This is a genomic window from Streptomyces sp. NPDC006372 (assembly GCF_040612515.1).
Classification (GTDB): Bacteria; Actinomycetota; Actinomycetes; order Streptomycetales; family Streptomycetaceae; genus Streptomyces.
Map to the genome: position 1 here is coordinate 631,910 of NZ_JBEXQJ010000001.1, position 26,993 is coordinate 658,902.

Genomic DNA, 26,993 nt, shown 5'->3' on the forward strand with positions numbered 1-26,993 from the left:
GCCCGGCGGATTTCGCCGCCCGGAGGACTTCAGACGCTGAGACACACGGGCGTGCAGCTTGCATAGTAACGGCAGCGACTACACCGCCCAAAAGGCGATCGCACGAGTGATCGGCAGACGATCACCCGGCATGGTCGAGTGACTGGTCGGGGTGGCGGGATTTGAACCCACGGCCTTCCGCTCCCAAAGCGGACGCGCTACCAAGCTGCGCCACACCCCGTCTGGTGCGACACGTAGGGTACATGCCGACGAGCGGTGCGGCCGCCGCATTTCCACCGGGGCTCCGCCTCGTCGGCCCGGGCCGGAATGCGGTGTGCGGCCGGGGGGTCCGACCCGCTACGATGCTTTCTGTGCCGCGGTCGCCCGACCTGCGGCGCGTGCTGTGCGGGCGTAGCTCAATGGTAGAGCCCTAGTCTTCCAAACTAGCTACGCGGGTTCGATTCCCGTCGCCCGCTCTGAACGCCGAAGGCCCAGGCGAGAGGTTGTTTTCCTCTCCCTGGGCCTTCCGCATGCCGGGTGCTTTCGCCCGTCCGGGGGGACCGTGGGCCTCGTCCGAGGCGCTCTGGATATCTCCTGCAGGAAAAGGCGCCACTATGGGGCTCAAGCAGGAGGCCCGCACCACCGAACGGGCTTGGCGGCATGATCGGTGGGGCGGGCACCGAGTACCAGGAGGTACCGCTATGAGTGTGGTCCCAATCCGCTCTGTACTGTCAATCGCTCGCCCGAGGGACTGGGCGGCCCTGCTCGTCGTCATCGTGATCGTCTACGCCCCGGCGGCACAGATCCAGGACATCCTGACCAGCCTGATCGCTCTGTCAGGGGTGCTCGTCTCGGGCTCGGCGGTGAGAGCCGTGTCGGCGCGGCAGCCGCAGACGGCCGCCTGAGGGCCCCGTCACCCGCCCTGTACGGCTCGGGCCCGGTTCTTCGGAACCGGGCCCGAGGTATTTTCCGGCTCAGAGGTCGCGTACGTCCACCGTGTAGACGGAGCGGATGCCGTAGGGGACGTACAGGGCGTCGCCGACGAGGACGGGAGGGGCTCCGGAGGTGGCGAACGCGCTGTCGACGCGGCCGCCGTCGTCGCGGCCGTTCCGGGTGGCCTCGACCACGCCGGTGCTCGCGTCCAGGGCGGCCAGGCGGCCGCTGGGGGACGCGAAGTACACGTGGGTGGCGGAGGCGGTCGGCGGGCCCTGCTGCTCCACGGTGGAGTTGGACTCCCACAGCGTCCGGCCGGTGCGCGGCGAGACGGCGCGGACGCCGCCGCTGTCCCGCGTGAAATAGACGGTGCCGCGCACCAGGTACGCGTTCGCGTCCTCGGGCCGGGGCTGCGCGAGCCGTCGCACGGTGAGCACGTGCGAGGAGACGTCGATCAGGGTCAAGCTCCGCGCGGTGAGGGCGTCCGCGAGCACCAGGCGCCCGTCGTGCTGGCCGAGCACGTCCGCGGTGCCCTTGATCGCGACGGTCCAGCGTGCCCTTCCGGTGGCCGGGTCGAGCTGGACGACGGTGGTACGGGCGGCTTTGCGCTCTCCCGGCGAGGTGGCACAGACGAGGTAGGCGCGGTCGGAGGCCGTGCGCAGCAGGCAGTCGCCCTGGTCGTCCGGCTTCGGGCGCTGCCATCGGACCTCGCCGGTCTCGGCGTCGAGCAGGGCGTACTCGTCGCCCTGCGGTCCGTAGAAGGTGATGACGCCCTCGGGCACGGCCGTGGACGCGCCCTGTGTGCTGTCGGGGGTGCTGGCCAGCTGGCCGCTGCCGGTCGGGGTCCGCCAGAGCACCTTGCCGCTGCCGGGGGCCAGGGCGAGGATCCGGTAACTGCTCCAGATGCCGTTCCCCACCTCCCGCTCGTCGGCTTCGTAGGCGTAGACGCGGCCGTCGTGGGTGCCGATGATCGCGCCCTCGTCGCCGAAACTCTCGTCGGGCGTGGGGTCGACGGGCATGGACCAGGTGTTGCGGCCGTCGGCGAGACCGAAGCGGGTCGCCGTGAAGTAGGCGCCGGCACACACCAGGGAGGTGTCGACGGCGGCGCAGCCCGAGAGGGGGTTGTCGGCCCCGCCCAGGACGCGCTCGCTGCCCGCCGGGGCCTTGGCGGCGGTGGCCCAGGGCTTCCAGCCCTCGGGGAGGTCGCTGCGGGCGGCGGGGGCTGAGGGGGCGGGGTCGTCGTCACGGCTGAGGCCGTCGGTGAGGACGACGGTGGTGGCGGCCAGTACGGCCGTCAGGGCCGCCATGACCGCCGCGGCGAGGAGGTACCGGCGCCTGCGGCCGCCGGACGGCCGGGTGGGCGCGGGCGCCGTGCCGCCGGACCGGGTCGCCGGGGTGCGGAGAGGAGCGGGATCGGTTGCCGGGCTGTCGGACCGGGCCGGGACCCCGGGACGTGCCCGATCTGTCCTCCTGCCCTCGGACGCCGGGCGGCCTGACTGGGTCGGGGCCCCGTCTGCGCTCAGGCCCTCGGACGCCGAGCGGTCTGACTGGGGCGGGCTCCCTGGACGGGCCGAATCGGTTGCCGGGCCCTCGGGCGCCGGGCGGGCGGACCAGGTCGGGGCCCCATCCGTGCTCAGGCCCTCGGACGCCGGGCGGCCGGACTGGGCCGGGCCCCCGGGACGGGCCGGAACGGTTGCCGGGCCCTCGGGCGCCGGGCGTGGGGCGGGTGCGTGGCCGTCGCGCAGGTAGGTCAGGAGTTCGTCGGGGGTGGCGCGGGACTTGGGGTGTTTCTCCAGGCAGAGGCACAGGAGGGGGAGCAGTTCGTCCGGTGCGCCGGAGAGGTCCGGCTCGCCCTCGACGACCCGCAGGGCCGTCTCGTAGGGGCTCGGGCTGTCGAACGGTCCGCGGCGGGTCGCGGCGTAGGCGAGGACCGATCCCAGGGAGAAGATGTCGGCGGCGGGGCCGACGTCCTGGGGGGAGGCGAACTGCTCCGGGGACATGAAGGGCGGGGTGCCCATGACGCGGCCGGTCTGGGTGAGGACGTCGGCGGCGGCGAACTCGGCGGCGCGGGAGATGCCGAAGTCGATGACGCGGGGGCCGTCGTCGGCGAGCATCACGTTGGCCGGCTTCAGGTCGCGGTGGACGACTCCGGCCCGGTGGATGTCGCGCAGCGCCTCGACGAGGCCGGCGGCGAGTTCGCGCAGGCGGGGCAGCGGGAGCGGGCCGTGCCGGTGGATGTGGGTGCCGAGGTCGGCGCCGGGAATGTAGAGCGTGGCCATCCAGGGGCGCGGGGCGTCGGCGCCGGCGTCCACGACCGGTGCCGTGAAGGCGCCGCTGACCCGGCGTGCGGCGGCCACCTCGCGGCGGAACCGGGCGCGGAACTCGTCGTCGTCGGCGTACTGACCGTGCACGACCTTGATCGCGAGGCGGCGGCCGGAGGCCGAGCGGGCCAGGTAGACCACACCCATGCCGCCGGAGCCGAGGCGGTCCTCGATGCGGTAGCCACCCACCTCCGCCGGGTCGGAATCGCGCAGCGCCATCCCCGTACGTTCCCCCCGTCACGCACCGTCCTGTGGTCGGGGCGAGCGTAGCCGCCCGCGCCGGAGACCCGCGGCGCGGGGCTCTGGACAGGGCCCGGGCCCGTCCCGGTCAGAAGCTGATGGAGTTGATGGTCTCCGCTATCGAGTTGAGGAACCGCTGGATGTCGTCGGCCATGCCCGTCGAGGCGAGGAAGAAGCCGAAGAGGACCGCCACGATCGCGGGACCGGCCTTGATGGATCCGCCTCTCAGCAGCACCACAAGGATGATCGCCAACAGCAGCACCACAGACAGTGAAATGGCCACAACTGATCACACCCTAGGTCGGTCCGCTCTCCCGGCCCGGGGACGCGACCCCGCGCACCCCCGCCAGAACCATCGTGCCACCAACCCGGCCCCGCTATGCGGCCGGTGACGCATCGACCACCTCACCGGTGTCCGGAGCCGCGGGTGTCACGTCTGTCCGGGACCCGACGGCGGGCCCCAACGGCGGAGACTCGTACGGCAATTCGATACGCCACCCGGGCAGGGAATTCCCCCCGGTCGTTTCCGTATCCACACAACGCGTTCGCAGCGAATTCGAATTGCTGCCACAGGACCCTCAACGACCCTGCGAGCGCGTCCCCAAGGGCACGGAGGCGGACATTCCACCGGAGTCGCCTGCTGGTCTTATGCACTGCTTAGTCCGGAAGTATGCCGACAAGAAGGACTGACACGGTGGACGCAATCCACCGACGGATGATGTGTCGGCCATCACGCCGACAGTGATGTCAACTACCCGTAATCCGGGGTACTCACAGCGAATAGCCAGGATTAACGTCCGGCGTTTTACGAATAGCCGCAGGGAACGCTAGGGTGCCTCAGATGTTCCACGCTGCCCCGTCCCCCGCACGCGCAGCGAGGTCCCGGACCGTCTCCCCGAACTCCTGGTGGGAGGGTCAGTGACGAACTCGCTGCGACCGAACGGCGACCGCAAGGCGCCACTTCCCCCGGCCCGGTCATCGGCCGATGGAGTGCCGAGCCCGCGCTCGCCGCAGAGCACCCAGAGCCCCCAGAACGGCAAGCAGCGCGACGCGTTCTTCGACAACGCCAAGTACCTCGCGATCGTGCTGGTGGCCATGGGCCACGCCTGGGAGCCGCTCAAGGGCGACAGCCGGATACTCGAGGCCGCGTACCAGGTCGTCTACGCCTTCCACATGCCGGCGTTCATCATCATCTCCGGCTACTTCTCGCGCAGTTTCGACATGCGGCCCGACCGGCTCAAGCGCCTGATCACGGGCGTCGCCGTGCCGTACATCGTCTTCGAGACGGCCTACCCGCTCTTCAAGCGGTGGATCGACGACGACCCGGGGCAGGACATCAGCCTCCTCGACCCCTGGTACCTGACCTGGTTCCTGGTCGCGCTGTTCATCTGGCGGCTGACCACCCCCATCTGGAAGACGGCGCGCTGGCCGCTGCCGCTCGCCCTCGGTCTCGCCATGCTGGCGACCGTCTCCCCCGAGATCGGTGACGACCTGGACCTGCAGCGCGTCCTGCAGTTCCTGCCGTTCTTCGTGCTGGGCCTGGTGATGAAGCCCGAGCACTTCCAGATGGTGCGCCGCCGTTCGGTGCGGATCGCCTCGGTGCCCGTGTTCGCGGCCGCGCTGGCCGTCAGCTGGTGGGCGGTGCCGCGCATGAACACCGCGTGGTTCTACCACCGGGACGCCGCGCAGGAGCTGGGCGCTCCGTGGTGGACCGGCCCGGTCATGGTGCTCGCCCTGTTCGGCTGCTCCCTGGTGCTGACCGCCTGCTTCTTCGCCTGGGTGCCGCGCCGCCACATGTGGTTCACCGCCCTCGGCGCCGGCACGCTCTACGGCTACCTGCTGCACGGCTTCCTGGTGAAGGCCGGCGACTACCAGGGCTGGTTCGAAGCCACCTGGTTCCGCCAGCCGCTCGGCGAGATCGCCGTGACCGTCCTCGCGGCCGCCGTCGTGACGGTGCTGTGCACCAAGCCGGTGCAGCGCATGTTCCGGTTCGCGATGGAGCCGAAGATGGAGTGGGCCTTCAAGCGGGACGCGGCCGAGCTGGCCCGCGAACGCCAGAGCGCCGAGCGGCGCGAACGCGAGAAGGTCAACGCCTGACCCCCACAGCAGGACTCAGCTGACGAGACCGAGAAGTGCGCGCATCCGTGCGTACTTCTCGGTCAGTCGTTTCCGGGTGTCCGGGTCGAGGACCGCGAGGCGCGCCGGGTCCGCGTTGTGCGCCAGGTCCGCCTCCTTCACCAGCAGCGCGCCGGGCGTGGCGAGGATGCGCGCGGCGTACGCCTCGGGCGGCTCCCCGGTCCGCTTGGTGACCGCGAGGACGATGTCCTTGGTACGGCCGCTCAGCGCCGCCTCGCGCAGCCACCGCGGTGACAGCGCGTCGTCCTCGACGGCGTCGTGCAGCCAGGCCGCCGCGATCTGCTCCTCGTCGCCGCCCCTGGCCCGCACGCCCTCCGCGACCGCCCGCAGATGCTCGGCGTACGGCCGCCCCGCCTTGTCGGTCTGGCCGGCGTGCGCGGCGCGGGCGATGGCCTCGACCTCGGCCAGGGTCAGCGGGGTGCGGGGTGTCTCGGTCACCGCCCCAGTGTCTCCCCGCGCGGCGCCGCCCGGCCCGGCAGGGTGGCCGCTGCGGTGCCGAGCACGAGGGTCGCCGCGGCGAACGAGCCGTACACCAGCGGGGGTACGGAAACCCCACCTCAGCGGGTGGCGGCAGCCGTCGGGCCCTCTCGGCAGATCAGCAGCAGGGCCCGGTCGTCGTTGACGTCCTTGGCCACTGCCTCGATGAGGTGCCAGGCTGCGCCGTGGAAGCCGCCGGGCACGTAGCGGTCGGCCTCGCCGGTGAGGCGGTCGATGCCCTCGACGATGTCGCGGTCGGCGGTCTCCACCAGGCCGTCCGTGAACAGCATCAGCACGTCACCCGGGCGGAGCGAGCCCTTGACGGGGTCGAACTGCGCGCCGTCGTACACCCCCAGGAGCGGTCCCTCGGCGGCCTTCTCCTCCCAACGGCCGCTTCCGGCGCTGAGTTGCAGGCCCGGCGGATGCCCGGCGGAGTAGAGCTCGTAGTCGCCGGAGTCCAGGTCGAGGACCAGGTGGATGGAGGTCGCGAAGCCCTCGTCCCAGTCCTGGCGGAGCAGGTAGCCGTTCGCGGCGGGGAGGAAGGCGTGCGGCGGGAGGGACCCCAGCAGGCCGCCGAAGGCGCCGGACAGCAGCAGGGCTCGGGAGCCCGCGTCCATGCCCTTGCCGGAGACGTCGGTGAGGACGACCTCGAGCGTACGGCCGCCGTTGGTGCGCGCCGCCACCACGAAGTCACCGGAGAAGGACTGGCCGCCCGCGGGGCGCAGGGCCATCTCCCGGTGCCAGCCGTCGGGCAGGTCGGGCAGCTTGCTCTGCACCCGGATGCGTTCACGCAGGTCGAACAGCATGGTGCCGCCGCGCCTCCAGGGCACACCGACCCGGCTGCGGAACTGGGCCAGGAGCAGCCCGAAGAAACCGCAGGCCGCGACCACGAGCACGATGCCGGGGGTGACCCTGGACGGACCCTCCGTGTACGGGCCCAGCTGCACCGACTCGACGATCAGCGCCGTGGCCGCCGCCGCGTACAGACCGAGCAGGCTTGCCGGGCGCAGCAGCAGTCCGCCCACGACGACCGGCAGGACCAGCGCGGCCGGTGAGAACCACACCGAGTTCGCCAGCGTCGCCGCCGCGATCAGCGGGACGGTCAGGAACAGTCCGGCGAGGGCGATCCAGTCCGAGCCGTCACCGCGGAAGTAGTCCACGGCGGCTCGGCGCACGCCGACGCGGGCCCGGTGCCACTGCTTCTTCAACCGGGCCGTGAACGTCTCGGCTTCCGCGCGCCGCTCTCGTCCTGATGCCATTAGTTCGGGACCCTATCCATCGGACCAGCCGCTTGGCACGGGAGGTCCCACTTGTCCCCCGTCCGAGCGCCGACTTCACAGTGAACTTCACCACGTGGCGCCCCGCCGCCGCCCGGGACAAATTCCCTCGCTCGCCCCGCATTGCACTGATAGGCATGGCCCATGGCGACTGACTCGACCGGCTCCGCCGCGACCCTGCGGGTGCTTCGGCAGGACGACTGGGACAAGTGGTACGACACTCTCGTACGGGGCTTCGGCGGGGTGCCGGAGGCCGCCGAGGAACGGGAGTTGTGGAACTCGCTGACCGAGTTCGACCGTTCACTCGGCGTGTGGGACGGGGACGACTGCGTCGGGACGGCGGGGGCGTTCGGCTTCCGGCTCACCGTGCCCGGCGGTGCCTCGGTGCCGGCCGCGGGCGTCACGATGGTCAGCGTGGCCGCCACGCACCGGCGTCGCGGTGTCCTGACCTCGATGATGCGGCGGCAGTTGGACGACGTCCGTTCCTGGGGTGAGCCACTGGCCGTGCTCACCGCTTCCGAGCCGGCGATCTACGGGCGCTTCGGGTACGGCGCCGCCACCTTCCAGTTGAACGCCGAGGTCGACACGAGCCGGGTGCGGCTGTCGTCGCTGCCCGCGGGCACGGACGAGGTGCGGGTGCGATACGCCGTTCCCGCCGACGTGCTCGACGTGTGCGAGGCCGTGTACGCGCGTCTGGTGCCGTCGCGCCCGGGGATGCTGGCCCGGCAGCCCGGCTGGGAGCGGCTCGGGCTGCTCGATCCGGAGAGCGGCCGGGAGGGGGCGTCGCCGTTGCAGTGCGTCCTCGCCGAGCGGGACGGCGAGACGGTCGGGTACGCGCGGTTCCGCGTCAAGCCGGACTGGGAACTCGCCGGGCCCGAGGGCACGGTGATCCTGGAGGACTCGGCCGCCCTGGACCCCGCGGCGGACGCCGCGCTCTGGCGGTTCCTGTTCGGCATCGACCTGACGTCGAAGCTGGTGATACGAGGCCGGCCGGTCGACGACGCGTGGCAGTACCTGGTGTCCGACATACGGCGGTGCCGGCCGCGGTTGCGGGATTCGCTGTACGTGCGTCCGGTGGAGCTGGGCGCCGCGCTGGAGGCCCGGACGTACCAGGCGCCGGTGGACGTGGTGTTCGAGGTGGAGGACGCGTTCTGCCCCTGGAACGCGGGGCGTTGGCGGCTCAGCGGGGATGCGAAGGGGGCGTCCTGCGAGCGTACGACGGAGGCGGCGGACGTCGCGTTGTCGGTACGGGAGCTGGGGTCGGTGTATCTCGGCGGGGTGAGTCTCTCGGCGCTGGCGGCCGCCGGGCGGGTACGGGAGGTGCGGCGGGGAGCCGTGGCCGAGGCCTCGATGGGGTTCGGGGCCGGCGTCGCACCGTGGTTGCCGCACGGGTTCTGACCCGGCGGGGAGTTCAGGGGCGCTGGCAGCCCGGGCACCAGAAGAGGTTGCGGGCGGCGAGATCGGCGGTGCGGATCTCGCCGCCACAGATGTGACAGGGCAGGTCGGCCCTGCGGTAGACGTACACCTCGCCGCCGTGGTCGTCCACGCGGGGCGGCCGGCCCATGGCCTCCGGGGTGTGTTCCGGGCGGACGGTGTCGATGCGGTTGTTGCGGACGCCCTCGTGCATGAGCTCGACCAGGTCGGTCCAGACGGCGTGCCACTCGGCCGGGGTGATGTCCTTGCCCGCGCGGTACGGGTCGATGCGGTGCCGGAAGAGGACCTCCGCGCGGTAGACGTTCCCGACGCCTGCGATGACCTTCTGGTCCATGAGCAGGGCGGCGATCGTCGTACGGCTGCGGGCGATGCGGCGGTACGCGGTGTCCGGGTCGGCGTCGTCGCGGAGCGGGTCGGGGCCGAGGCGGTCGTGTATCGCCTGCTTCTCCGGGGGTGTGATCAGGGCGCAGGTGGTGGGGCCGCGGAGGTCGACGTACGCCGTGTCGTTCGCGAGGCGGAGGCGGACGGTGCCGGTGGGCGGGGGCGCGGGGGCCGGGCCGAAGGTGACCTTGCCGAAGAGGCCGAGGTGGATGTGGATCCAGTCGGTGTCGCGGAAGCCGAGGAAGAGGTGCTTGCCGTGGGCTTCCGTGCGGGTGAGTTCCGCGCCGTCGAGGAGGGTGGCGGCGGGGGTGAACTTGCCCTGCGGGCTGGTCGTCCGTGGGGCGGTGTGGAGGAAGGCGGCGGCGTAGTCCTGGGCCAGCCGGTGGATGGTGTGGCCTTCCGGCACGGGTCTCTCCAGTGATCGTCGCCTCGGCCCACGCGCCCGGAGCGGACCTGCGCCCGGACGCGGCTTCGCCCCCCTGGGCCGTGTGCGCAGGGGAGCGGTCCCGTTACTGCTGGGGGTGGTGCGGGGGGATGGGGGGCAGGTCGCCGGTCGTCTCGTAGGCCTTGAGCATGTCGATGCGCCGGATGTGACGCTCGTCACCGGAGAACGGCGTGCTGAGGAAGACCTCGACGAACTTCGTCGCCTCGTCCTGCGAGTGCATGCGCGCGCCCACGGCGACGACGTTGGCGTTGTTGTGCTGACGGCCGAGCCCGGCCGTCTCCTCGCTCCAGGCGAGGGCCGCGCGGACACCCTTGACCTTGTTCGCGGCGATCTGCTCGCCGTTGCCGGAGCCGCCGATGACGACGCCGAGGGCGTCGGGGTCCGCGGCCGTGCGCTCCGCGGCGCGGAGGCAGAAGGGCGGGTAGTCGTCCTGGGCGTCGTAGATGTGCGGGCCGCAGTCGACGGGGTCGTGACCCGCCGCCTTCAGCCATTCGACGAGGTGGTTCTTGAGTTCGTAGCCCGCATGGTCCGAGCCGAGGTACACGCGCATGGGATGAGTGTGACACGGGTGTTTCGGGGAAGGTGCGCGGGGTGGCGCTCACGAAACCCTGAGCCGAATGTGAGGCGCATTACGGAAGCTCAGGAAAACCTCAAGTAACAATCTGGATTCAAAGGTTCTCCTATTCGTTCGCCTCCGATTCACTGGACCGGCTCGTACACCGCTCGTACGAGCCCCTGTACGCCGTCACGCCACGACACACCCCGTTCGTGCGGCTCGTGCGGTCCGTACAAGTACAGCCCCCCGGCGCAAAGGAAATCCGTTCCATGACCTCGCAGCCGACGACGAAGACGACCGGAAACGATCGCGGAGGCCCCGGAGACCCCGGCGGCCCCGGCGGCAGCGGCGGAGCGCACGACTCCGGACTGCAGGCCGGGCTCAAGAACCGGCACCTGTCGATGATCGCCATCGGCGGTGTCATCGGAGCCGGCCTCTTCGTCGGATCCAGCTCCGGCATCGCCACCGCCGGACCCGGCATCCTCCTCTCCTACGCCCTCGTCGGCACGCTCGTGGTGCTGGTGATGCGGATGCTGGGTGAGATGTCCGCCGCCAACCCGACCTCCGGGTCCTTCTCCGCGCACGCCGACCGCGCCCTCGGCCCCTGGGCCGGCTTCTCCATCGGCTGGCTGTACTGGTTCTTCTGGGTCGTCGTGCTCGCGGTCGAGGCGACCGCCGGCGCCGTGATCCTGGAGGGCTGGATACCGGCCGTGCCGCAGTGGGGCTGGGCCCTGATCGTGATGCTGGTGCTCACCGCCACCAACCTGGTCTCCGTCGGGTCCTACGGCGAGTTCGAGTTCTGGTTCGCCGGAATCAAGGTCGTCGCGATCGCCGCGTTCATCGTCATCGGTGGGCTGGCCGTCTTCGGCCTGCTGCCTGGTGTCGACAGCGACCAGGCCGGACTGAGCAACCTCACCGCGCACGGCGGCTTCCTGCCGCACGGGGCCGGCGCCATCCTCACCGGTGTGCTCCTGGTCGTCTTCTCCTTCATGGGCAGTGAGATCGCCACCCTGGCCGCCGGTGAGTCGGAGAACCCGCAGCAGGCCGTCACCAAGGCCACCAACAGCATCATCTGGCGTGTCGCCGTCTTCTACCTCGGCTCGATCTTCGTCGTGGTGTCCCTGCTGCCATGGGACAGCAAGTCCATCACCGACGACGGCTCCTACGTCGCCGCGCTGGACTCCCTCGGCATTCCGCACGCCGGTCAGATCATGAACTTCATCGTGCTGACCTCGGTGCTGTCCTGCCTCAACTCCGGCCTGTACACCGCCTCCCGCATGGCCTTCTCGCTCGGCCAGCGCGGCGACGCCCCGAAGGGCTTCGCCCGGACGACCGGCCGTGGTGTGCCGCGGACCGCGATCCTCGTGTCCGTGCTGTTCGGCTTCGTCGCCGTCTTCTTCAACTACAAGTTCCCGGACTCCGTCTTCCTGTTCCTCGTGAACTCCTCCGGCGCGGTCGCCCTGTTCGTGTGGCTGGTGATCTGCTTCTCCCAGCTGCGGATGCGGAAGATCATCCAGGCCGAGGCGCCGGAGAAGCTCGTCGTGAAGATGTGGCTTTACCCGTACCTGACCTGGGCCACGGCCGCGCTGATCGTGTTCATCCTCGGTTACATGCTCACCGACACCGAGCACGACGGGCGCACCACCATGCTGCTGTCGCTGCTCGTCGCGGCGATCGTCCTCGTCATCTCCTTCGTGAAGGAGAAGACGAGCGGCAGGCGGCGGGCCGCCGAAGCCGCGCAGGCTCGGGACGAGGTCCCGGCCGGCTGACCGCCGGGCGCCTGCCCTCCGTTCGCGGGGCCTGCGGCGCGTGTCCTTCCAGGACGCGCACCGCAGGCCCCTCCCTTTTGCCCGCGAGGTGCCCCTAGAGCACGGTGAAGCTGTCCTTCACCTGCTCGTACGTGGCCAGGGCCTGCGTTTCGACGCTCGCCTCGTACCAGGTGTTGACCTGGTAGGACTTGCCGCCGGCGTTGAAGCCGAGCAGCCGGGCGTGCCAGCCGACGCCCTTCAGCGTGAACGTGTACTCCCAGACCACCGCCGGGTGGCCGCGGAACGTCGTCTCCTCCAGTCGGATCTTGCGGTAGTCCTCGCCCTGGTGGGCGTTGCGCTCTGAGGTCTGCCAGGTCTCCAGCAGGTCGCCGCGGGCCAGGGACGACTTGCCGACGAGTTCCTGCGCGCCGTCCGGGGAGGTGTAGTGCACCTCCGCGCCCGTCTTCACGTCCCTGCGCCAGCCGTCCGGCGTCGTCCAGGCGAACCCACCGGCCTCCCGGTGCGCGCCGGGCGGCAGGCTCCGCGGCCTGGACGTGCCCTCCACGGTGGGTGAGGGGGTGAGGGTGGAGCCGGTGGTGGACGGGGCGGACGCAGAGGAGCCCGCGCGGGGCTCGTCGTCGCCCGGTGCGCCCGACTGCGTCGCCAGCAGGATCCCCACGACGGCCCCGGCTGTCGCGACCGTGGCCCCCACGGCGGCGAGCACGGTACGGCGGTTGCCTGCGCGAGGGCTGGTGGCGGCCGGTGCGGCCGGTCCCGGGAGTTCGCCCGGCGGCATGGTGGTGGGTGTGGGTGTGGGGTGGGGGCGGCCTTCGGTCGCCGCCTGGGCCCGGGCGAGAGAGACGGGGCTGGGGTGGTGGGTGGCAGCGGCGGGGCCTGTTGAAGGGCGGGTGCTCGGCTGGGCCTTCGCCGCGGGGCCCGTGGGTGCCGCGGGGGCGGGCGGTGCCGCTGTGCCGGGGGTGCGCCTGGGGCTGGGGGCAGGGTGCTGCGGGTGCTGGGGTGGTGCCGCTCCGGGCCGGGGGGCCGGGCGGCGTGGGTCCTGTGGGACAGGTGGCCGAGGGGGCTGCACCACCGCGACAGGCTCCTGGGCCGGTTCGGAGGACGGCCGTGTCTCCGGGCCGGGCTCCGGTTCCGGCTCCTCACCCCGCGCCGGGTCCCGCCCCGGCGTCAGCCCGGAACCTGGCCTCGGCTCCGGCCCCATCCCCGGCACAACCGCCGTCGGCACCGGGAACGCCACCGGTTCCAGGGCCGTTTCCAGGTCCTCCAAGCCGGGGCGGGCCGACGGGTCCTTCGCCAGGAGGGACGTCAGGATGCCGCGCAACGGGCCTGAAGCGGCGGGGAGTTCGGGCTCCTCGTACAGCACCGCGTGCAGGGTGGCCAGCGTGGTCTCGCGGGCGAAGGGGGAACGGCCGCCCAGGGCCGCGCAGAGCGTCGCACCGAGGGACCAGACGTCGGAGGGCGGCCCCTGGGGGTGCCCGGAGATGCGCTCGGGGGCCATGTAGTCGGGCGAGCCGACCAGCATGCCGACCATGGTGAGCGCCTTGGCGTCCTGGATCGCGGCGATGCCGAAGTCCGTGAGGACGACGCGCCGTTCAGCCGGACGAGGCTCCGGGCCCTGGCCGGAAGCGGTGCCTCTCCCCCGTCGGGATCCGGCCGCTCCTCCACCGTTCTCGACCAGCACGTTCCCGGGCTTGATGTCCCGGTGCAGCACTCCCCCCGCGTGGACCTGCCGCAGCGCCGCGACCAGCCCGAGCCCGATCCGCGCCGTCTCGCCGGGGCTCAGCGGGCCCTCCTGGGCGAGGATCCGTTCGAGGGAGCGGCCGGCGACCAACTCCATGACGATCCACAGGCGTTCGCCTTCGTCGACCACGTCGTAGACCCGTACGACGTTGGGGTGGTCGATCCGGGCCGTGGCCCTGGCCTCGCGCAGGGTGCGTTCGCGGCGCGTCCCGCTGTCCTCGGCGTCCAGACCGTCGATCCGCATTTCCTTGACGGCGACCTGCCGGTCGAGTATTTCGTCGGTGGCACGCCACACCCGCCCCATTCCCCCCTGGCCGATACTTTCGACCAGCCGATAGCGTCCCGCCACCAATATCCCTGGAACACCGCCGCTGTTCATATTCCCCGGCAATCCGCTGCACCCCCTCCACGACGCCGCGACCGGCTCCCAGTGAAACACAACGGTCACACTTCGTGCCGTACCAGGATAGTGCGGGGAAATCTTGTGGTACCTCTTTCAGTGCTGCGAATTCAGGCGCAGTCCAGGGGGACGCAAGGGGGGACGAACATGAGTTCTCGTCGTAGGGCGGCGGTCGCGGGATCGCTGGTGGCCGCATCTTTCTCGGCGGTGGTGATCCTTTCCGGAACCGCCGGAGCGGAAGACGAAGGGCCCGCAAGCGGCAAGGGAGGAAAGGTCGTTGACGAGGCACCGGCCGGGGTCAAGCTGACCACGCTGCTGCCCGGGAAGATCTCCGTCGACAACGGTTCCGAAAAGACGGCGCTCACCGCCACGGTGAAGAACGAGGGGAGCAAGGACAGCGGGAAGATCAGGCTTTTGGTCGTCGGTTTCGACGGACTCACCGTCAAGAAGGTACAGGGCTGCTCCCCGATAGCCGAGAACAATCTTCCGGAGGGTTCGAACAGCGGTTTCAGCTGCCCGATCGACAATCTCGCCGCCGGTAAGTCGAAGTCGTACGCCGTCGACGCGACATACGACCTGGGCAAGACCGGGAAGATCTGTCTGCCCGTCCAGACGAGCGACGGGAAGAAGACGTTCTGGCAGCAGGGCCCGGTGCCGTTCGGCACGACCAACCCGTCGCCGGACGCCCCGGCCACGCCGCTGCTGCTCGGCACCGACAACGAGCCCGTCTCTCCCGGCAAGCCGACGTCCCCGGACCGCAAGGAGTTGCCGAAGACCGGTCCGGCCCGTGATCTGCTGCCGCTGGGCGCGGCCGGCGCCTCGCTGCTCGCTGCGGGCGTGGCCGGAACGTGGTGGTCGCAGCGGCGGCGGCCGGCACGACAGGAGGGCTGATTCGGCCCCTCGGTGTCCTTCGCACGGTCGGGCGCCCGGAGCACACGCGAGAGGCCCGCCGGGGGAACCACACCCCGGCGGGCCTCAGCAAGGTCTGCGAAGTCAGCGCTTGTTCGCGAACTTCCAGGCCGTCGGCAGCACTCCCATCGCCAGCGCCGCCTTCAGCGCGTCGCCGATCAGGAACGGCGTGAGACCGGCCGCGATCGCGGCGCCCGCGGACATGCCGGTGGCGAGGGCCAGGTAGGGAACGCCGATGGCGTAGATGATCGCCTCGCCCACCAGCATCGTGCCCGCCATGCGCCACACCGAGCGGTCGGCGCCGCGGCGGGCCAGGGCGCCCACCACGGTGGAGGCCAGGATCATGCCGAGGATGTAGCCGAAGGACGGCGCGACACCGGAGGTGGCGGAGGCGAACCACGGCATGCCGGCGAGGCCGGCCACGGCGTACAGCGCCAGCGAGAGGAAGCCGCGGCCCGCACCGAGGGCCGTGCCGACGAGCAGCGCGGCGAAGGTCTGCCCGGTCACCGGCACCGGGGAACCCGGCACGGGCACGGCGATCTGGGCGGCGATGCCGGTGAGCGCGGCGCCGCCGAGCACGAGGGCCGCGTCCCGGACACGGGAGGCGGGGAGCAGGTCGGCTATGACCTGTCCGGTGCGGGCGGGTGTGGCGGCAGCGGTGCTCATGGGGACTCCGCGAGGGTGAGGGCCGATGGGACACCGTGACGCTATCCCAGCGTCCACGCCCCGATCACCGTCAGCGGTCGACAAAGGCACGAACACGGACTTGGTCGGCTCCGGACAAAGCGTGCCGTCTACACCGGGTTCGGGGTGACGCCGGTCACGGTGATGAGGTGGTGCGCGACACCTGAACCGGCCGAAGGACGTCTGTAGGTTTCCCCCAAAGGGGCCGTGCCCGCCGTCTCGCCCGTCGGTCACCGTCTGGGCAGCCCCGGGCCGTTTTGCTAGCGTCGCTGACATGGTTGCCCAGGCCCGGTACTTCTCGTCGCGTCGCTACGTCGACCTGCGGCGCCAGGGCACGGCCACCTGTCGCCGCCCGGTGTGAGGCGGGGCGGAGCGGATCCGGCTCGCCGATCGAGACGGCGCAGTGTCGGACCGGCCCCAGGAAGATTCCCATGCCCCAGAGCGCGGCTCCCCTTCTGACCTCCCCCATCCCCCGTGTCGCCGACCGCGACCGGCGCCGCACCAGCGCCAGTGTCGTCCTGCGGTCCGTGCTGGAGCACGGACCGGTGGCGCGCAGCACCATCGCCCGGCTGACCGGCCTGTCGCCGGCGTCGGTGACCGACTACTGTGCCCGGTTCGCCGAGTTGGGGCTCATCCGTGAGTCCGCCGTGCTCCGGCGGTCCAGGGGCGTGGGGCGGCCGCATCTGCCGGTCGACCTGGACGACTCCAGGTTCGTGGTGGGCGGCGTGCACGTGGCGGTGCCGTACACCACGGTCGCGCTGCTGGATCTGCGCGGGCGGGTGGTGGCCCGGCGCGAGGTGAGACACGAACGCACCGAGCCCGCGGAGGTGTTGGCGCGGGCCGCCGACGGACTGGCGGCGCTGCTCGCCGGAACTCCCGGCAGCAGGGCCCTGGGTGTCGGTTTCGCGGCGGGCGGCTGGGTGGACCGGGACTCGGGCACCGTCGTCGAGCATCCGCTGCTGGGCTGGCGCGAGGCGCCGGTGCGGGAGGTGCTCGGCGCGCACACCGGACTGCCGGTCCATGTGGACGGGCACGCGCGGGCGCTGGTCAACGCGGAGCGCCTGTTCGGCGGGGCCCGGGGCAGCCGCAGTGTGCTGCACCTGTTCGCGGGCAACGTGGTCGACGCGGCGTTCGCCACCAACGACGAGGTGCACCACGGGCCGCGTTCCCAGGCAGGGGCCATCGCCCATCTGCCGGTACCGGGTGGCACGGAGACCTGCGACTGCGGTCGTGTGGGCTGTCTCCAGGCCGAGTTGAGCGAGCGGACGCTGTGCCGGAAGGCCCGCGAGGCGGGGATCGTCGACGGCGTGAACCCGATGCACGTGGTCGGCGCCGCCGCGGCCGGTGATCCGGTGGCCGTACGGCTGCTGCTGGAGCGGTCGCGGAGGGTCGGGCGTGCGGTGGGGCTGCTGCTCGACGTGCTCAACCCGGAGCGGGTGGTCGTGACGGAGATCGGGGTCATGCACCGGGAGGACTGTCTGAACGCGTTGCGGGACGAGGTCGAACCCGGCCGCGCCGCGACCGTGTCTCCGACGAGTTTCCCGGATTCCGTCCTGGCCATGGCGGGTGGTGCGGTGGCGCTCGACGTTCTCTACCGGGATCCGCTGGGCGTATCACCTGAGGCCATTTAATTCAGAAACTCGGAATGTTGACAGGAGTTGCGCATGACCGGGAACATCCTGTTCATGAGCCCGCTCACGAGCTGTCGCACTCTCTGTTGCTGACCCGTTGACGCGCCCCCGGCGCCCGTTCACGGAGCGCCTTCTCCTTCCCGTGTGAAATTCACGTGAATTCCCCTGCCCGGCTTTTGCCTGCCCGGAATTCCGCGTGCTGTGCCGCCTTCCAAATCCAGGGAGTCCTCCCATGCCTTCGCCCCCCGTACCCGCTGTCGACCGGCGTCTGTTCCTGACCTCACTGCTCGGCGTGACGGCCGCCGCGGCCGGACTGAGCGGCTGCGCCGACAACAGCGCCGCGGCCGAGGCGGCGTCCGACGCTCCCCTGGCCTCCAAGGTTCCCGCGGGTACCAGCCTGAAGATCTCCTCCTACCAGAACGCGCAGCAGCTCCAGTTCAAGCTGGCCGGCTTCCGCGACCTGCCGTTCAAGGTGTCCAACTGGCTGAACATCGGCGCGGGCCCCGATGTCATCAACGCCTTCCGCGCGAAGTCGCTGGAGGTCGCCAACAACGCGGGCATTCCGCCGATCCAGGCGCACTTCCAGGGCTTCGACGCGAAGATCGTCGCGATCAACATCACCCGCAAGCCCAACTACCTCTTCGCCACCAAGCCCGGCGGCGACATCCGCACGGTCGCCGACTTCAAGGGCAAGCGGCTGGCCTTCTCCCAGGGCCAGGCCCAGGGCGTGGTGCTGCTGCGGGCGCTGAAGAAGGCCGGGCTGGCGTACGACGACGTGGAACTGGTGCCGCTGACCAGCAACCAGTTCCTCACGGCCCTGCAGTCCGGCCAGGTGGACATCGCGCCGCTCGCCAACACCCAGGCGCCCGCCTACCTGACGCAGTACAAGTCCGCCCGGACCATCAAGACGGACGTGGTGGACCTGCTCAGCCTGCTGTGGGCGCCGGTCTCGGTGCTGAACGACAAGGCGAAGGCCGCCGCGATCGCCGCGTACATCCCGTACTGGGCGAAGAGCCAGGTGTGGACGTACGAGCACCCCGACGAGTGGAACGAGCGGTTCTACGTCGGCACGCAGAACCTCACCCTGGCCCAGGCTGAGGCGGTCACCGCGCTGGCCAACAAGCCGCTGTTCCCGCCGAGCTGGGACGAGGCGATCAAGTGGGAGCAGGAGACCGCCGACCTGCTCGCCGAGGGCGGCTTCGTGAAGAAGTTCGACGTCTCCGAGCTCTTCGATCGCCGATTCGAGTCCATCGCGGCCAAGGCCGTACCCGCGGAGTACCGGAGGTGACCGCCGTGACCACGACGACCCACCAGACCGCGAAGGCGCCCGCACCGCTCGCCCCGGTGGAGGGGACGCACCAGGTGCGCAGGCGCCGGCGGCTGGCCCCGGGCAGGCGACTGCCCGCCACCCGGCTCATCGGGCCCGCCGCCGTCCTCACGCTGTGGATCCTCGCCTCCGCCGCCGGCCTGCTCGACCCGGGCGCGATCCCGGCGCCCTGGACGGTGCTGGAGACGGGCAGCCGGCTGTGGAGCGAGGGCACGCTGCCCGACGACATCCTCACCTCGTTGCAGCGCGCGGCCACCGGCTTCTCGATCGGCCTGACGGTGGGGATCCTGCTGGCGCTGGCGTCCGGGCTCACCCGGACCGGCGAGGCACTGATCGACGGGACGGTCAACCTCAACCGGGCGATCCCCACCCTGGGTCTGATCCCGCTGTTCATCCTCTGGCTGGGCATCGGCGAGACCTTCAAGATCGCGATCATCGCGATCGTCGTCTACATCCCGATCTACCTCAACACACACGCCGCGCTGTCCGGTATCGACAGCCGCTTCGTCGAACTCGCCGAGGTACAGGGCCTGTCGAAGTTCCAGTTCATCCGGCAGGTCGTCGTCCCCGGCGCCCTGCCCGGGTTCTTCGTCGGGCTGCGGCTCGGCGTCACCGGCTCCTGGCTGGGCCTGGTGGTGCTGGAGCAGATCAACGCCACCAGCGGCCTCGGCTACATGATGTTCCAGGCGCAGAACTACGGCCAGACGGACGTGATCCTCGTCGGCCTGGTCGTCTACGGCATCTTCGGCCTCATCTCCGACAGCGCGGTCCGTCTGATCGAACGGAGGGTGCTGTCATGGCGCCGCACACTGAGCAGCTGACCCGGCCCGCCGTCCAACTGCGCGGCCTGACCCGGTCCTTCGACGGCCGCACGGTCCTCGACGGCATCGACCTGGACCTCCCCGCGGGGCAGCTGACGGCCCTGCTCGGGCACAGCGGCTCCGGCAAGAGCACGCTGCTGCGGGCGATCGCCGGACTCGACCACGGCGTCACGGGCTGGGGGTCCCCCCTGCTCGAGCGAAGCCGAGAGCTTGGGGGAGGACAGCTCACGGCGCCCGAGCGGGTGTCGGTGGTCTTCCAGGACTCCCGTCTGCTGCCCTGGCGGCGGGTCCTCGACAACGTGCTGCTCGGCGCGGAGGGCAAGGACGCCGGCCGCAGGGGCGTCGCGGCCCTGGAAGAGGTGGGGCTGAAGGGCCGTGAGCGGGCCTGGCCGGGCGAGCTGTCCGGCGGGGAGGCCCAGCGCGCCGCCCTGGCCCGGTCCCTCGTCCGCGAGCCGGAACTGCTGCTGGCCGACGAGCCGTTCGGGGCGCTGGACGCGCTCACCCGGCTCCGGATGCACGGCCTGCTCAGGGAGCTGTGGGAGCGCCACCGGCCCTCGGTGCTGTTGGTCACCCACGACGTGGACGAGGCGATCGTGCTCGCCGACCGGGTGCTCGTCCTCGAGGAGGGCCGGATCGGCCTCGACCTCACCATCGACCGCGCGCACCCCCGGTCGTACCGCGATCCCCTGCTCGGCGAGTACCGGGAGCGGCTGCTGGCCGCGCTCGGTGTCACGGAGGACCATCGATGACCGGCAGACAGCTGCACCTCAACGCGTTCCTGATGACCACCGGCCACCACGAGGCGTCGTGGCGGCTGCCGGAGAGCGACCCGTACGCGCATGTGGACCTGGCCCACTACGTGCGGCTCGCCCGGATCGCCGAGCGCGGCACCTTCGACTCGCTGTTCCTCGCCGACGGTCCGCAGCTGTGGAGCAGTGTGGGCCAGCGGCCCGCCGGGGCGCTGGAGCCGATCACGCTGCTGACCGCCCTGGCGACGACGACCGAGCACATCGGCCTGATCGCCACGGCCTCCACCTCGTACAACTCGCCGTACAACCTGGCCCGCAAGTTCGCCACGCTGGACCACCTCAGCGGCGGCCGGGCGGGCTGGAACATCGTCACCACCGCCGGGGCGGAGGCCGCCCGCAACTTCGGCCTGGACGCGGAGCCGGCGCACGCCGAGCGGTACGCGCGGGCCGCCGAGTTCCTCGACGTGGCGCTGAAGCTGTGGGACAGCTGGGAGGACGACGCGATCGTCGCCGACAAGGCGGCGGGCGTGTGGGGCGACGACGCGAAGATCCACCCGCCCCGGCACAAGGGCCGGTACTTCAGCGTCGAGGGCGCGCTCAACGTGCCCCGCTCGCCCCAGGGTTACCCGCTGCTCGTGCAGGCCGGCTCGTCCGAGGACGGCAAGCGGTTCGCCGCACGGTACGCGGAGGCGGTGTTCACCGCCCAGCAGACCGTCGAGGACGCGCGGGCCTTCTACGCCGACCTCAAGTCCCGGACGGTCGCGGCCGGCCGCGACGCCGACCACATCAAGGTGCTGCCCGGGATCGTGCCGGTGGTCGGCTCGACGGAGGCCGAGGCACGGGCGAACGAGCGGGTCCTGGAGGACCACATCGTGCACACGCACGGCGTGAGGCATCTGGAGCGGCTGCTGCACCTGGAGCCCGACACCCTCGACCTGGACGGCCCGCTCCCCGCCGACCTGCCGCCGGAGAGCGCCATCGAGGGCGCCAAGAGCCGCTACACGCTCGTCGTCGAGCTGGCCCGGCGCGACCGGCTCACCGTGCGGCAGCTGATCGGGCGGCTCGGGGGCGGGCGCGGGCACCTCACCTTCGCCGGGACGCCCGAGCAGGTCGCCGACACGATCGAGCTGTGGTTCGGCTCGGGCGCCGCCGACGGCTTCAACATCATGCCCGCGGTGCTGCCGTCCGGCCTGGAGGCGTTCGTCGAGCACGTCGTCCCGATCCTGCGCGCCCGCGGCCTGCTGCGCACCGAGTACGGCAGCCCCCGCCGCACCCTGCGGGAGCGCTACGGCCTCCCGCGCCCCGCCAACCAGCACGTCCTCGCTCCCGCTCTCGTCTGATCCCTCTCGTCTGATCCCTCTCGCCCGGAAGGAACCCGTCATGACCATCGAGATCCACAAGGTCACCGCGAACATCGGCGCCCGCATCGAGGGCGTCGACATCACCAAGCCCCTCGACGAGGAGACGTACAGCGCCCTGCGTGAGGCGCTCAACGCCCACAAGGCCCTGGTCCTCGACGCGACGGGCCTGGACGACGCGGGCCAGCAGGCCTTCGCCCGGCACTTCGGCGACATCACCACCGCCCATCCCACGGTGTCCGCCGTCGACGGCGCCCCGAACGTCCTGCCCGTCGACAGCGAGGGGGGCCGGGCCGCCAACCACTGGCACACCGACGTGACCTTCGTTCTCAACCCGCCGCAGGCCACCAGCCTGCGCAGCGTCACGGTCCCGCCGTACGGGGGCGAGACGCTGATCGCCAGCTCGGCCGCCGCCTACCGGAACCTGCCCGACTCGCTGCGCAACCTCGCGGACACGCTGTGGGCCGAACACACCAACGACTACGACTACGCCGTCCCGGACGAGGACGTCGACGACGAGCAGGCCGCCCGGCGCGCCCAGTTCACCTCGATCAAGTACCGCACGGTCCACCCGGTGGTGCGCGTCCACCCCCTGACCGGTGAACGCGGCCTGTTCATCGGCGGCTTCGCCCAGCGCATCGTGGGCCTCTCACCCGGCGAGTCCCGCAAGATCCTCGACCTGCTCCAGGCGTACGTCACACGGCCGGAGAACGTCCTGCGCCACCGCTGGTCGCCGAACCAGCTCGTCCTGTTCGACAACCGCATCACCCAGCACTACGCCGTCGACAACTACGACGGCCGGCCGCGCCGCCTGCACCGGGTCACGGTCGCGGGGGACGTCCCCGTGGGGATCGAGGGCAAGGAGAGCTACGTCATCGAGGGCGACGCCTCGCACTACACCCCGGTCGCCGCCTAGCCACGGAGAGCTACGCGACCGTCCATATGCTGGGATGCCTCTTCGCTTCGGCGGAGAGGCAGCCGAGACTGTCGGCGTTTTTGCCCATCCACGCCCCTCACGCATTGGACGAGCCGCGCCCATGCCCAGCAGCACCACCACGGAGACGTCGCCCAGCAGGGACGACGCCTCCCTCTCTCATGGCCTGAAGCAGCGCCACCTGTCGATGATCGCCCTCGGTGGTGTGATCGGCGCCGGTCTGTTCGTCGGCTCCGGTGCCGGCATCGCCGCCGCCGGTCCGTCGATCGTGGTCGCCTACGCCCTCTCCGGTCTCCTCGTGATGCTGGTGATGCGGATGCTGGGCGAGATGTCGGCCGCGTATCCGTCGTCGGGGTCGTTCTCGGCGCACGCCGAGCGCGCGATCGGCCCGTGGGCCGGGTTCACCGCCGGATGGTCCTTCTGGGTCCTGCTCTGCACGGCCGTCGGCCTGGAGGGCATCGGCGCCGCGAAGATCGTCAGCGGCTGGCTGCCGGGCACCCCGGAGTGGGTGTGGGTGGCGCTGTTCATGGTCGTCTTCTGCGGCACGAACCTCGCGGCGGTGAAGAACTTCGGCGAGTTCGAGTTCTGGTTCGCGGCCCTGAAGGTCGGCGCGATCACGCTGTTCCTGGTGCTCGGCGTCCTCGCGATCCTGGGGATCCTGCCCGGCTCGGACTCGCCGGGCGCGAGCCACCTCGCCGACTTCATGCCGAACGGCGGCGAGGGCCTGGTCATCGGCCTGCTCGCCTCGGTCTTCGCCTACGGCGGCCTGGAGACGGTCACCATCGCGGCGGCCGAGTCGGAGAACCCCGTCAAGGGCGTGGCGAGCGCGGTCCGTACGGCGATGTGGCGCATCGCGCTGTTCTACGTCGGCTCGATGGCCGTCATCGTCACGCTCGTCCCCTGGGACTCCAAGGAGGTCGTCGAGAAGGGCCCGTACGTCGCCGCCCTCGACGAGCTCGGCATCCCGGGCGCCGGCCAGCTGATGAACGTGGTCGTGCTCGTCGCCCTGCTCTCCGCGATGAACGCCAACGTCTACGGCGCCTCCCGCATCGCCTACTCGCTGGTGAACCGCGGCCAGGGCCCGAAGGCGCTGGGCCGGGTCTCGGGCGGGGTACCGCGGATCGCCGTCCTGGCCTCCTCGGTCTTCGGCTTCCTCTGCGTCCTGCTCAGCTACTGGCGTCCGAACGACGTCTTCGCCTGGCTGCTGAACATGATCGGCGCGGTGATCCTGGTCGTCTGGATCTTCATCGCCGTCTCCCAGCTGCGCCTGCGCCGCCGCCTGGAGCGCGAGGCACCCGACAAGCTCGTCGTCCGCATGTGGGCGTTCCCCTGGCTGACCTGGATCGCCCTGGCCGGCATGGCCGCCGTCTTCGTCCTGATGGCACGGGAGCCGGACACGCGGGTGCAGCTGTACTCGACGGGCGGGATGACGCTGGCGCTGGCGGCCGTGGGGTACGCCTGGCAGAAGGCACGGGCCCAGCAGTAGGACCGCCACGGCGAAGGCCCCCGCGACACACGCGGGGGCCTTTTTGCGTGCCCAGGACACACACTCCGGTTCTTCTGCTGCTAGCGTGCAGTTGCAAGGCTATTGCAATAAGAGGTCCCGGAGGGGAAGCCCATGCCCGTCTACTCGCTGCCCGAGCTCCCGTACGACTACTCGACGCTCGCCCCCGTGATCAGCCCCGAGATCATCGAGCTGCACCACGACAAGCACCACGCGGCCTATGTGAAGGGTGCCAACGACACGCTGGAGCAGCTTGCCGAGGCGCGGGACAAGGAGAGCTGGGGGGCGATCAACGGGCTGGAGAAGAATCTGGCCTTCCATCTTTCCGGGCACATCCTGCACAGCATCTACTGGCAGAACATGACCGGCCCGAAGGACGGCGGCGGGGAGCCGCTGGCGCAGGACGGGGTGGGTGAGCTCGCGGACGCGATCACCGAGTCGTTCGGGTCTTTCGCGAACTTCAAGGCGCAGTTGACCAAGGCGTCCGCGACCACGCAGGGGTCCGGCTGGGGCGTGCTCGCCTATGAGCCGCTGAGCGGGCGGCTGATCGTGGAGCAGATCTACGACCACCAGGGCAACGTGGGCCAGGGCTCGACACCGATCCTGGTCTTCGACGCCTGGGAGCACGCCTTCTACCTGCAGTACAAGAACCAGAAGGTCGACTTCATCGAGGCGATGTGGCAGGTCGTCAACTGGCAGGACGTGGCCCGGCGTTACGAGGCCGCGAAGTCCCGGGCGGACGTGCTGCTGCTGGCGCCGTGACGACGGCCCCGTGAAGCGTCCTGCCTCGTGATCGTCTTCTCACCCTTCACGGCGGCAGGCGGAAAGAAGGAGGCCCCCGCGAGGACGTGACTCGCGGGGGCTTTCCCGTGCTACGGCACGTCCGCCTCGCACGGCACATTGAGTGAGAGGAGCGCGGCGGAACCGTCGCCGTCCATGCGCAGTTCGCTGATCGCCGCGTTCCGCAGCCGCGGGAACACCCTGCGGTACTCCCGGACCGGGATCGACAGCAGGGTGCACAGCACGAGGCGCAGCAGGGTGTTGTGGGCGACGACCAGGACGCGTCCGCCGGGATGTTCGGCGGCGATCTCCCGCAGCGCGCGAACCGCCCTGGCCGCCGCCGCCAGCGGGTCTTCGGCCCCCGGGAACGAATGGGCCACCGGGTCGGTGCGGTAGGCCGCGGCCCACTCCGGGTCCTCCGTCTCGAACTCGGCGAGCGTACGGCCCTCGACCACGCCGAAGTCGCACTCGCGCAGATCCGGTTCGAGCCGCGGGACGAGGCCCAGGGCGCGGCAGGCGGGGTCGGCGGTGGCGACGGCCCGGGACAGCGGAGACGTCCGGATCGCGTCCACGGGGTGGGCGGCGGCCCAGCGGCCGAGGGCCTCGGCCTGGGCGCGGCCGGTGTCGGTGAGGCCGATGTCGCTGACACCGGCGTACCGGTTCTCGGCGTGCCAGACGGTCTGCCCGTGGCGGGCCAGCAGGAGGGTGGTGGTCATGAGTCCCCAGTGTCCCCGCGCAGGCGGCTTCGGGCGTGTTCCGCAACGGGTCCGGGCAGCCAGCCGCGTTCCCGGAGGGCGTCGACGAGGCGGGCGTACGGCTCGGCGTAGCGGGCCGTGCGGTCGGGGCGGGGTTCGACGACCGTGCGGAGACGGACCATCCGCTCGGCGACGTCCGCCAGCGCTCCGGCCCCCGACGCCCCGTACGCGGCCAGCGCCGCCATGCCCAGGGCCGGTTCCGTCTGCTCGGGGACACGGGCCGGGCGGCCCAGGATGTCGCTGCGGAGCTGGTTCCAGTACGGGCTGCGGGCGCCGCCGCCGGTGAAGGTGAGCGGGCCGTCGAGGGGCGCGCCGAGGTGGTGCAGGTAGTCCAGGCACAGGCGCTCCGCGAAGCCGACGCCCTGGAGCAGCGCGGCCCACAGGTCGGCGTCGTCCGAGGGTTCGCCGAGGACGAGTCGTGTCGCCCTCGGCGCCCGGAACGGGAACCGCTCCCCCGGCGACACCAGCGGGTACGCGACCGCACGGGACGGTTCGAAGGCGGCGGCCCGCTCGTCCATCGCGGCGGGGTCGGCGTCCGGGAACCGTTCCGTGAGGGCTCCGGCGCCCACGCTCGACGCCCCGCCGGGCAGCCAGGTGCCGTCCGGGGCGCGGTGGTTGTAGACGACGCCGGTGGGGTCGCGGACGGGGTCGCGGGCGGCGCCCTTCAGCACCAGCGTGGTGCCGAGCACCGAGTTCCAGGAGCCGGGGCGCAGCGCACCCGAGGCGATCTGGGCCGCGCAGCCGTCCGTCATCCCGGCGAGCACCGGGGTGCCGGCGGGGATGCCGGTGGCGTCCGCGGCCGCCGCGCACACCTCACCGAGGCGGGTGCCCGGGCGTACGACGTGGGGCAACATGCGCTCAGGTACGCCGAGTTGGGCGAGGGCCGTCTCCGGCCACGCCTCACCTCGCAGGTCGTAGCCGGTCTTGAGGGCGTGGCTGGAGTCGGCGGGGGGCGGTTCGCCGATGAGGCGGCTGATGACCAGGTCGGGCTGGTGGGCGAGGCGCAGGCCGGGGCCGTACTCCCCCAGCAGCCACAGCGCCTTCGGCAGTGCCCAGGTGTCCTGGACCGCGAGCCCCGCCTCCCGGCACCGGGCCGCCTCCTTCGCCGCGCGCCCGTCGTCGTACATCAGCGCGGGGCTCACCGGCCGTCCCGAACCGTCCGTCAGCAGCACCGTGCCCGACGTGCCGCACACGGCGAGACCGCCGATCCGCAGGCCGGGCGGCGCGGAGCCGAGGGCCGCCCGGGACGCCGTGCGCAGCGCCGCCCACCACCGCACCGGGTCCTGCTCGTGCCGCACCCCGTGCCGCCGTCCGGACAGCGGGGCCGAACCGCTGCCCAGAACCGTGCCGTCGGCGGTGACGAGCAGCACGCGGACGCTCTGCGTGCCCAGGTCGATGCCCAGCCAGCCCGCACCCTCGTCCGCACCGTCGTTCACCATCCGGAACCTCCCACGCC

The 26,993-nt window shown here is 71.4% G+C and carries 23 protein-coding genes and 2 tRNA genes; 14 read left to right on the forward strand and 11 right to left on the reverse strand.

Annotation, left to right across the window (positions count from 1 at the left end):
• Positions 1-143: 143 nt before the first annotated feature.
• A tRNA-Pro gene (locus ABZ016_RS02825) sits at positions 144-220 on the reverse strand.
• Positions 221-384: 164 nt separating this feature from the next.
• Between ABZ016_RS02825 and ABZ016_RS02830 the strand changes: the two genes are divergently transcribed.
• A tRNA-Gly gene (locus ABZ016_RS02830) sits at positions 385-455 on the forward strand.
• A gap of 225 nt (positions 456-680) precedes the next feature.
• Entirely contained in the window at positions 681-884 is a 204-nt protein-coding gene (locus ABZ016_RS02835) for a hypothetical protein (protein ID WP_356914728.1), read from the forward strand.
• Between the two features lie 69 nt (positions 885-953).
• On the opposite strand, the gene ABZ016_RS02840 is transcribed toward ABZ016_RS02835, so the two are convergent.
• Positions 954-3,452, reverse strand: coding sequence for a PQQ-binding-like beta-propeller repeat protein (locus ABZ016_RS02840; protein ID WP_356914729.1), 2,499 nt, complete (start codon positions 3,450-3,452; stop codon positions 954-956).
• Positions 3,453-3,561: 109 nt separating this feature from the next.
• Positions 3,562-3,756, reverse strand: a complete 195-nt coding sequence (locus tag ABZ016_RS02845; protein WP_003990237.1) for a hypothetical protein — start codon at positions 3,754-3,756, stop codon at positions 3,562-3,564.
• Positions 3,757-4,391: 635 nt separating this feature from the next.
• On the opposite strand from ABZ016_RS02845, the gene ABZ016_RS02850 reads away from it, so the two are divergent.
• Positions 4,392-5,570, forward strand: coding sequence for an acyltransferase family protein (locus ABZ016_RS02850; RefSeq protein WP_356914730.1), 1,179 nt, complete (start codon positions 4,392-4,394; stop codon positions 5,568-5,570).
• A gap of 15 nt (positions 5,571-5,585) precedes the next feature.
• Here ABZ016_RS02850 and ABZ016_RS02855 read toward each other — a convergent pair whose 3' ends face one another.
• Positions 5,586-6,047 carry an HD domain-containing protein gene (locus ABZ016_RS02855; protein ID WP_356914731.1) on the reverse strand — a complete coding sequence of 154 codons (462 nt, stop codon included), beginning with the start codon at positions 6,045-6,047 and terminating at the stop codon, positions 5,586-5,588.
• A gap of 119 nt (positions 6,048-6,166) precedes the next feature.
• The gene (locus ABZ016_RS02860) at positions 6,167-7,345 is read right to left on the reverse strand and encodes a PP2C family protein-serine/threonine phosphatase (RefSeq protein ID WP_356914732.1); all 1,179 of its coding nucleotides are present in this window, start codon (positions 7,343-7,345) and stop codon (positions 6,167-6,169) included.
• A 162-nt stretch (positions 7,346-7,507) separates the two neighbouring features.
• Between ABZ016_RS02860 and ABZ016_RS02865 the strand changes: the two genes are divergently transcribed.
• Positions 7,508-8,761 (forward strand): GNAT family N-acetyltransferase, encoded by a 1,254-nt coding sequence (locus ABZ016_RS02865; protein WP_356914733.1) that lies wholly within the window; start codon positions 7,508-7,510, stop codon positions 8,759-8,761.
• Positions 8,762-8,774: 13 nt separating this feature from the next.
• Here the strand turns inward: ABZ016_RS02865 and ABZ016_RS02870 are convergent, their stop codons facing one another.
• Positions 8,775-9,584, reverse strand: a complete 810-nt coding sequence (locus ABZ016_RS02870; protein ID WP_356914734.1) for a DNA-formamidopyrimidine glycosylase family protein — start codon at positions 9,582-9,584, stop codon at positions 8,775-8,777.
• Positions 9,585-9,687: 103 nt separating this feature from the next.
• A complete protein-coding gene (locus tag ABZ016_RS02875) occupies positions 9,688-10,173 on the reverse strand; it encodes a ribose-5-phosphate isomerase (RefSeq protein WP_356914735.1) in 486 nt (161 codons plus the stop codon).
• Positions 10,174-10,448: 275 nt separating this feature from the next.
• Here ABZ016_RS02875 and ABZ016_RS02880 point away from each other — a divergent pair, with 275 nt between their 5' ends.
• Positions 10,449-11,948, forward strand: coding sequence for an amino acid permease (locus tag ABZ016_RS02880; RefSeq protein ID WP_356914736.1), 1,500 nt, complete (start codon positions 10,449-10,451; stop codon positions 11,946-11,948).
• A 94-nt stretch (positions 11,949-12,042) separates the two neighbouring features.
• Here the strand turns inward: ABZ016_RS02880 and ABZ016_RS02885 are convergent, their stop codons facing one another.
• The gene (locus tag ABZ016_RS02885; protein ID WP_356914737.1) at positions 12,043-14,064 is read right to left on the reverse strand and encodes a serine/threonine-protein kinase; all 2,022 of its coding nucleotides are present in this window, start codon (positions 14,062-14,064) and stop codon (positions 12,043-12,045) included.
• 168 nt (positions 14,065-14,232) lie between these two features.
• On the opposite strand from ABZ016_RS02885, the gene ABZ016_RS02890 reads away from it, so the two are divergent.
• Positions 14,233-14,976, forward strand: coding sequence for a hypothetical protein (locus tag ABZ016_RS02890; RefSeq protein ID WP_356914738.1), 744 nt, complete (start codon positions 14,233-14,235; stop codon positions 14,974-14,976).
• A gap of 102 nt (positions 14,977-15,078) precedes the next feature.
• Here ABZ016_RS02890 and ABZ016_RS02895 read toward each other — a convergent pair whose 3' ends face one another.
• Positions 15,079-15,660 (reverse strand): biotin transporter BioY, encoded by a 582-nt coding sequence (locus ABZ016_RS02895; RefSeq protein WP_356914739.1) that lies wholly within the window; start codon positions 15,658-15,660, stop codon positions 15,079-15,081.
• A 449-nt stretch (positions 15,661-16,109) separates the two neighbouring features.
• On the opposite strand from ABZ016_RS02895, the gene ABZ016_RS02900 reads away from it, so the two are divergent.
• The 8 genes from ABZ016_RS02900 (at position 16,110) to ABZ016_RS02935 (ending at position 24,764) form a co-directional block, all read left to right on the forward strand.
• A complete protein-coding gene (locus ABZ016_RS02900) occupies positions 16,110-17,309 on the forward strand; it encodes an ROK family protein (protein ID WP_356914740.1) in 1,200 nt (399 codons plus the stop codon).
• A 232-nt stretch (positions 17,310-17,541) separates the two neighbouring features.
• Positions 17,542-18,597 (forward strand): ABC transporter substrate-binding protein, encoded by a 1,056-nt coding sequence (locus tag ABZ016_RS02905; RefSeq protein ID WP_356914741.1) that lies wholly within the window; start codon positions 17,542-17,544, stop codon positions 18,595-18,597.
• Complete coding sequence (locus ABZ016_RS02910; protein WP_356914742.1) at positions 18,594-19,457, forward strand: ABC transporter permease; 864 nt, start codon at positions 18,594-18,596, stop codon at positions 19,455-19,457. The genes ABZ016_RS02905 and ABZ016_RS02910 overlap by 4 nt, the downstream gene beginning before the upstream one ends.
• On the forward strand, positions 19,433-20,206 hold the full coding sequence (locus ABZ016_RS02915) for an ABC transporter ATP-binding protein (protein WP_356914743.1): 774 nt from the start codon (positions 19,433-19,435) through the stop codon (positions 20,204-20,206). The genes ABZ016_RS02910 and ABZ016_RS02915 overlap by 25 nt, the downstream gene beginning before the upstream one ends.
• Entirely contained in the window at positions 20,203-21,546 is a 1,344-nt protein-coding gene (locus ABZ016_RS02920; protein WP_356914744.1) for an LLM class flavin-dependent oxidoreductase, read from the forward strand. Before ABZ016_RS02915 ends, ABZ016_RS02920 begins: the two co-directional genes overlap by 4 nt.
• A gap of 40 nt (positions 21,547-21,586) precedes the next feature.
• Positions 21,587-22,480, forward strand: a complete 894-nt coding sequence (locus tag ABZ016_RS02925) for a TauD/TfdA family dioxygenase (protein ID WP_356914745.1) — start codon at positions 21,587-21,589, stop codon at positions 22,478-22,480.
• A 121-nt stretch (positions 22,481-22,601) separates the two neighbouring features.
• Positions 22,602-23,984: an amino acid permease gene (locus tag ABZ016_RS02930; RefSeq protein ID WP_356914746.1), complete on the forward strand. Its 1,383-nt coding sequence runs from the start codon at positions 22,602-22,604 to the stop codon at positions 23,982-23,984.
• 132 nt (positions 23,985-24,116) lie between these two features.
• Positions 24,117-24,764, forward strand: a complete 648-nt coding sequence (locus ABZ016_RS02935) for a superoxide dismutase (protein ID WP_356914747.1) — start codon at positions 24,117-24,119, stop codon at positions 24,762-24,764.
• 110 nt (positions 24,765-24,874) lie between these two features.
• On the opposite strand, the gene ABZ016_RS02940 is transcribed toward ABZ016_RS02935, so the two are convergent.
• Entirely contained in the window at positions 24,875-25,498 is a 624-nt protein-coding gene (locus tag ABZ016_RS02940) for a histidine phosphatase family protein (RefSeq protein ID WP_356914748.1), read from the reverse strand.
• Positions 25,495-26,976: an FGGY family carbohydrate kinase gene (locus tag ABZ016_RS02945; RefSeq protein WP_356914749.1), complete on the reverse strand. Its 1,482-nt coding sequence runs from the start codon at positions 26,974-26,976 to the stop codon at positions 25,495-25,497. Before ABZ016_RS02945 ends, ABZ016_RS02940 begins: the two co-directional genes overlap by 4 nt.
• Positions 26,977-26,993: the final 17 nt, after the last annotated feature.

What these genes read in the sequence shown, in the direction of transcription:
- ABZ016_RS02945 (WP_356914749.1), bottom strand. Translation starts at nt 26,976, where the DNA reads ATGGTGAACGACGGTGCGGACGAGGGTGCGGGCTGGCTGGGCATCGAC.
- ABZ016_RS02930 (WP_356914746.1), top strand. Translation starts at nt 22,602, where the DNA reads ATGCCCAGCAGCACCACCACGGAGACGTCGCCCAGCAGGGACGACGCC.
- ABZ016_RS02915 (WP_356914743.1), top strand. Translation starts at nt 19,433, where the DNA reads ATGGCGCCGCACACTGAGCAGCTGACCCGGCCCGCCGTCCAACTGCGC.
- ABZ016_RS02920 (WP_356914744.1), top strand. Translation starts at nt 20,203, where the DNA reads ATGACCGGCAGACAGCTGCACCTCAACGCGTTCCTGATGACCACCGGC.
- ABZ016_RS02900 (WP_356914740.1), top strand. Translation starts at nt 16,110, where the DNA reads ATGCCCCAGAGCGCGGCTCCCCTTCTGACCTCCCCCATCCCCCGTGTC.
- ABZ016_RS02940 (WP_356914748.1), bottom strand. Translation starts at nt 25,498, where the DNA reads ATGACCACCACCCTCCTGCTGGCCCGCCACGGGCAGACCGTCTGGCAC.
- ABZ016_RS02925 (WP_356914745.1), top strand. Translation starts at nt 21,587, where the DNA reads ATGACCATCGAGATCCACAAGGTCACCGCGAACATCGGCGCCCGCATC.
- ABZ016_RS02890 (WP_356914738.1), top strand. Translation starts at nt 14,233, where the DNA reads ATGAGTTCTCGTCGTAGGGCGGCGGTCGCGGGATCGCTGGTGGCCGCA.
- ABZ016_RS02835 (WP_356914728.1), top strand. Translation starts at nt 681, where the DNA reads ATGAGTGTGGTCCCAATCCGCTCTGTACTGTCAATCGCTCGCCCGAGG.
- ABZ016_RS02885 (WP_356914737.1), bottom strand. Translation starts at nt 14,064, where the DNA reads ATGAACAGCGGCGGTGTTCCAGGGATATTGGTGGCGGGACGCTATCGG.
- ABZ016_RS02865 (WP_356914733.1), top strand. Translation starts at nt 7,508, where the DNA reads ATGGCGACTGACTCGACCGGCTCCGCCGCGACCCTGCGGGTGCTTCGG.
- ABZ016_RS02895 (WP_356914739.1), bottom strand. Translation starts at nt 15,660, where the DNA reads ATGAGCACCGCTGCCGCCACACCCGCCCGCACCGGACAGGTCATAGCC.
- ABZ016_RS02905 (WP_356914741.1), top strand. Translation starts at nt 17,542, where the DNA reads ATGCCTTCGCCCCCCGTACCCGCTGTCGACCGGCGTCTGTTCCTGACC.
- ABZ016_RS02880 (WP_356914736.1), top strand. Translation starts at nt 10,449, where the DNA reads ATGACCTCGCAGCCGACGACGAAGACGACCGGAAACGATCGCGGAGGC.
- ABZ016_RS02840 (WP_356914729.1), bottom strand. Translation starts at nt 3,452, where the DNA reads ATGGCGCTGCGCGATTCCGACCCGGCGGAGGTGGGTGGCTACCGCATC.
- ABZ016_RS02875 (WP_356914735.1), bottom strand. Translation starts at nt 10,173, where the DNA reads ATGCGCGTGTACCTCGGCTCGGACCATGCGGGCTACGAACTCAAGAAC.
- ABZ016_RS02860 (WP_356914732.1), bottom strand. Translation starts at nt 7,345, where the DNA reads ATGGCATCAGGACGAGAGCGGCGCGCGGAAGCCGAGACGTTCACGGCC.
- ABZ016_RS02935 (WP_356914747.1), top strand. Translation starts at nt 24,117, where the DNA reads ATGCCCGTCTACTCGCTGCCCGAGCTCCCGTACGACTACTCGACGCTC.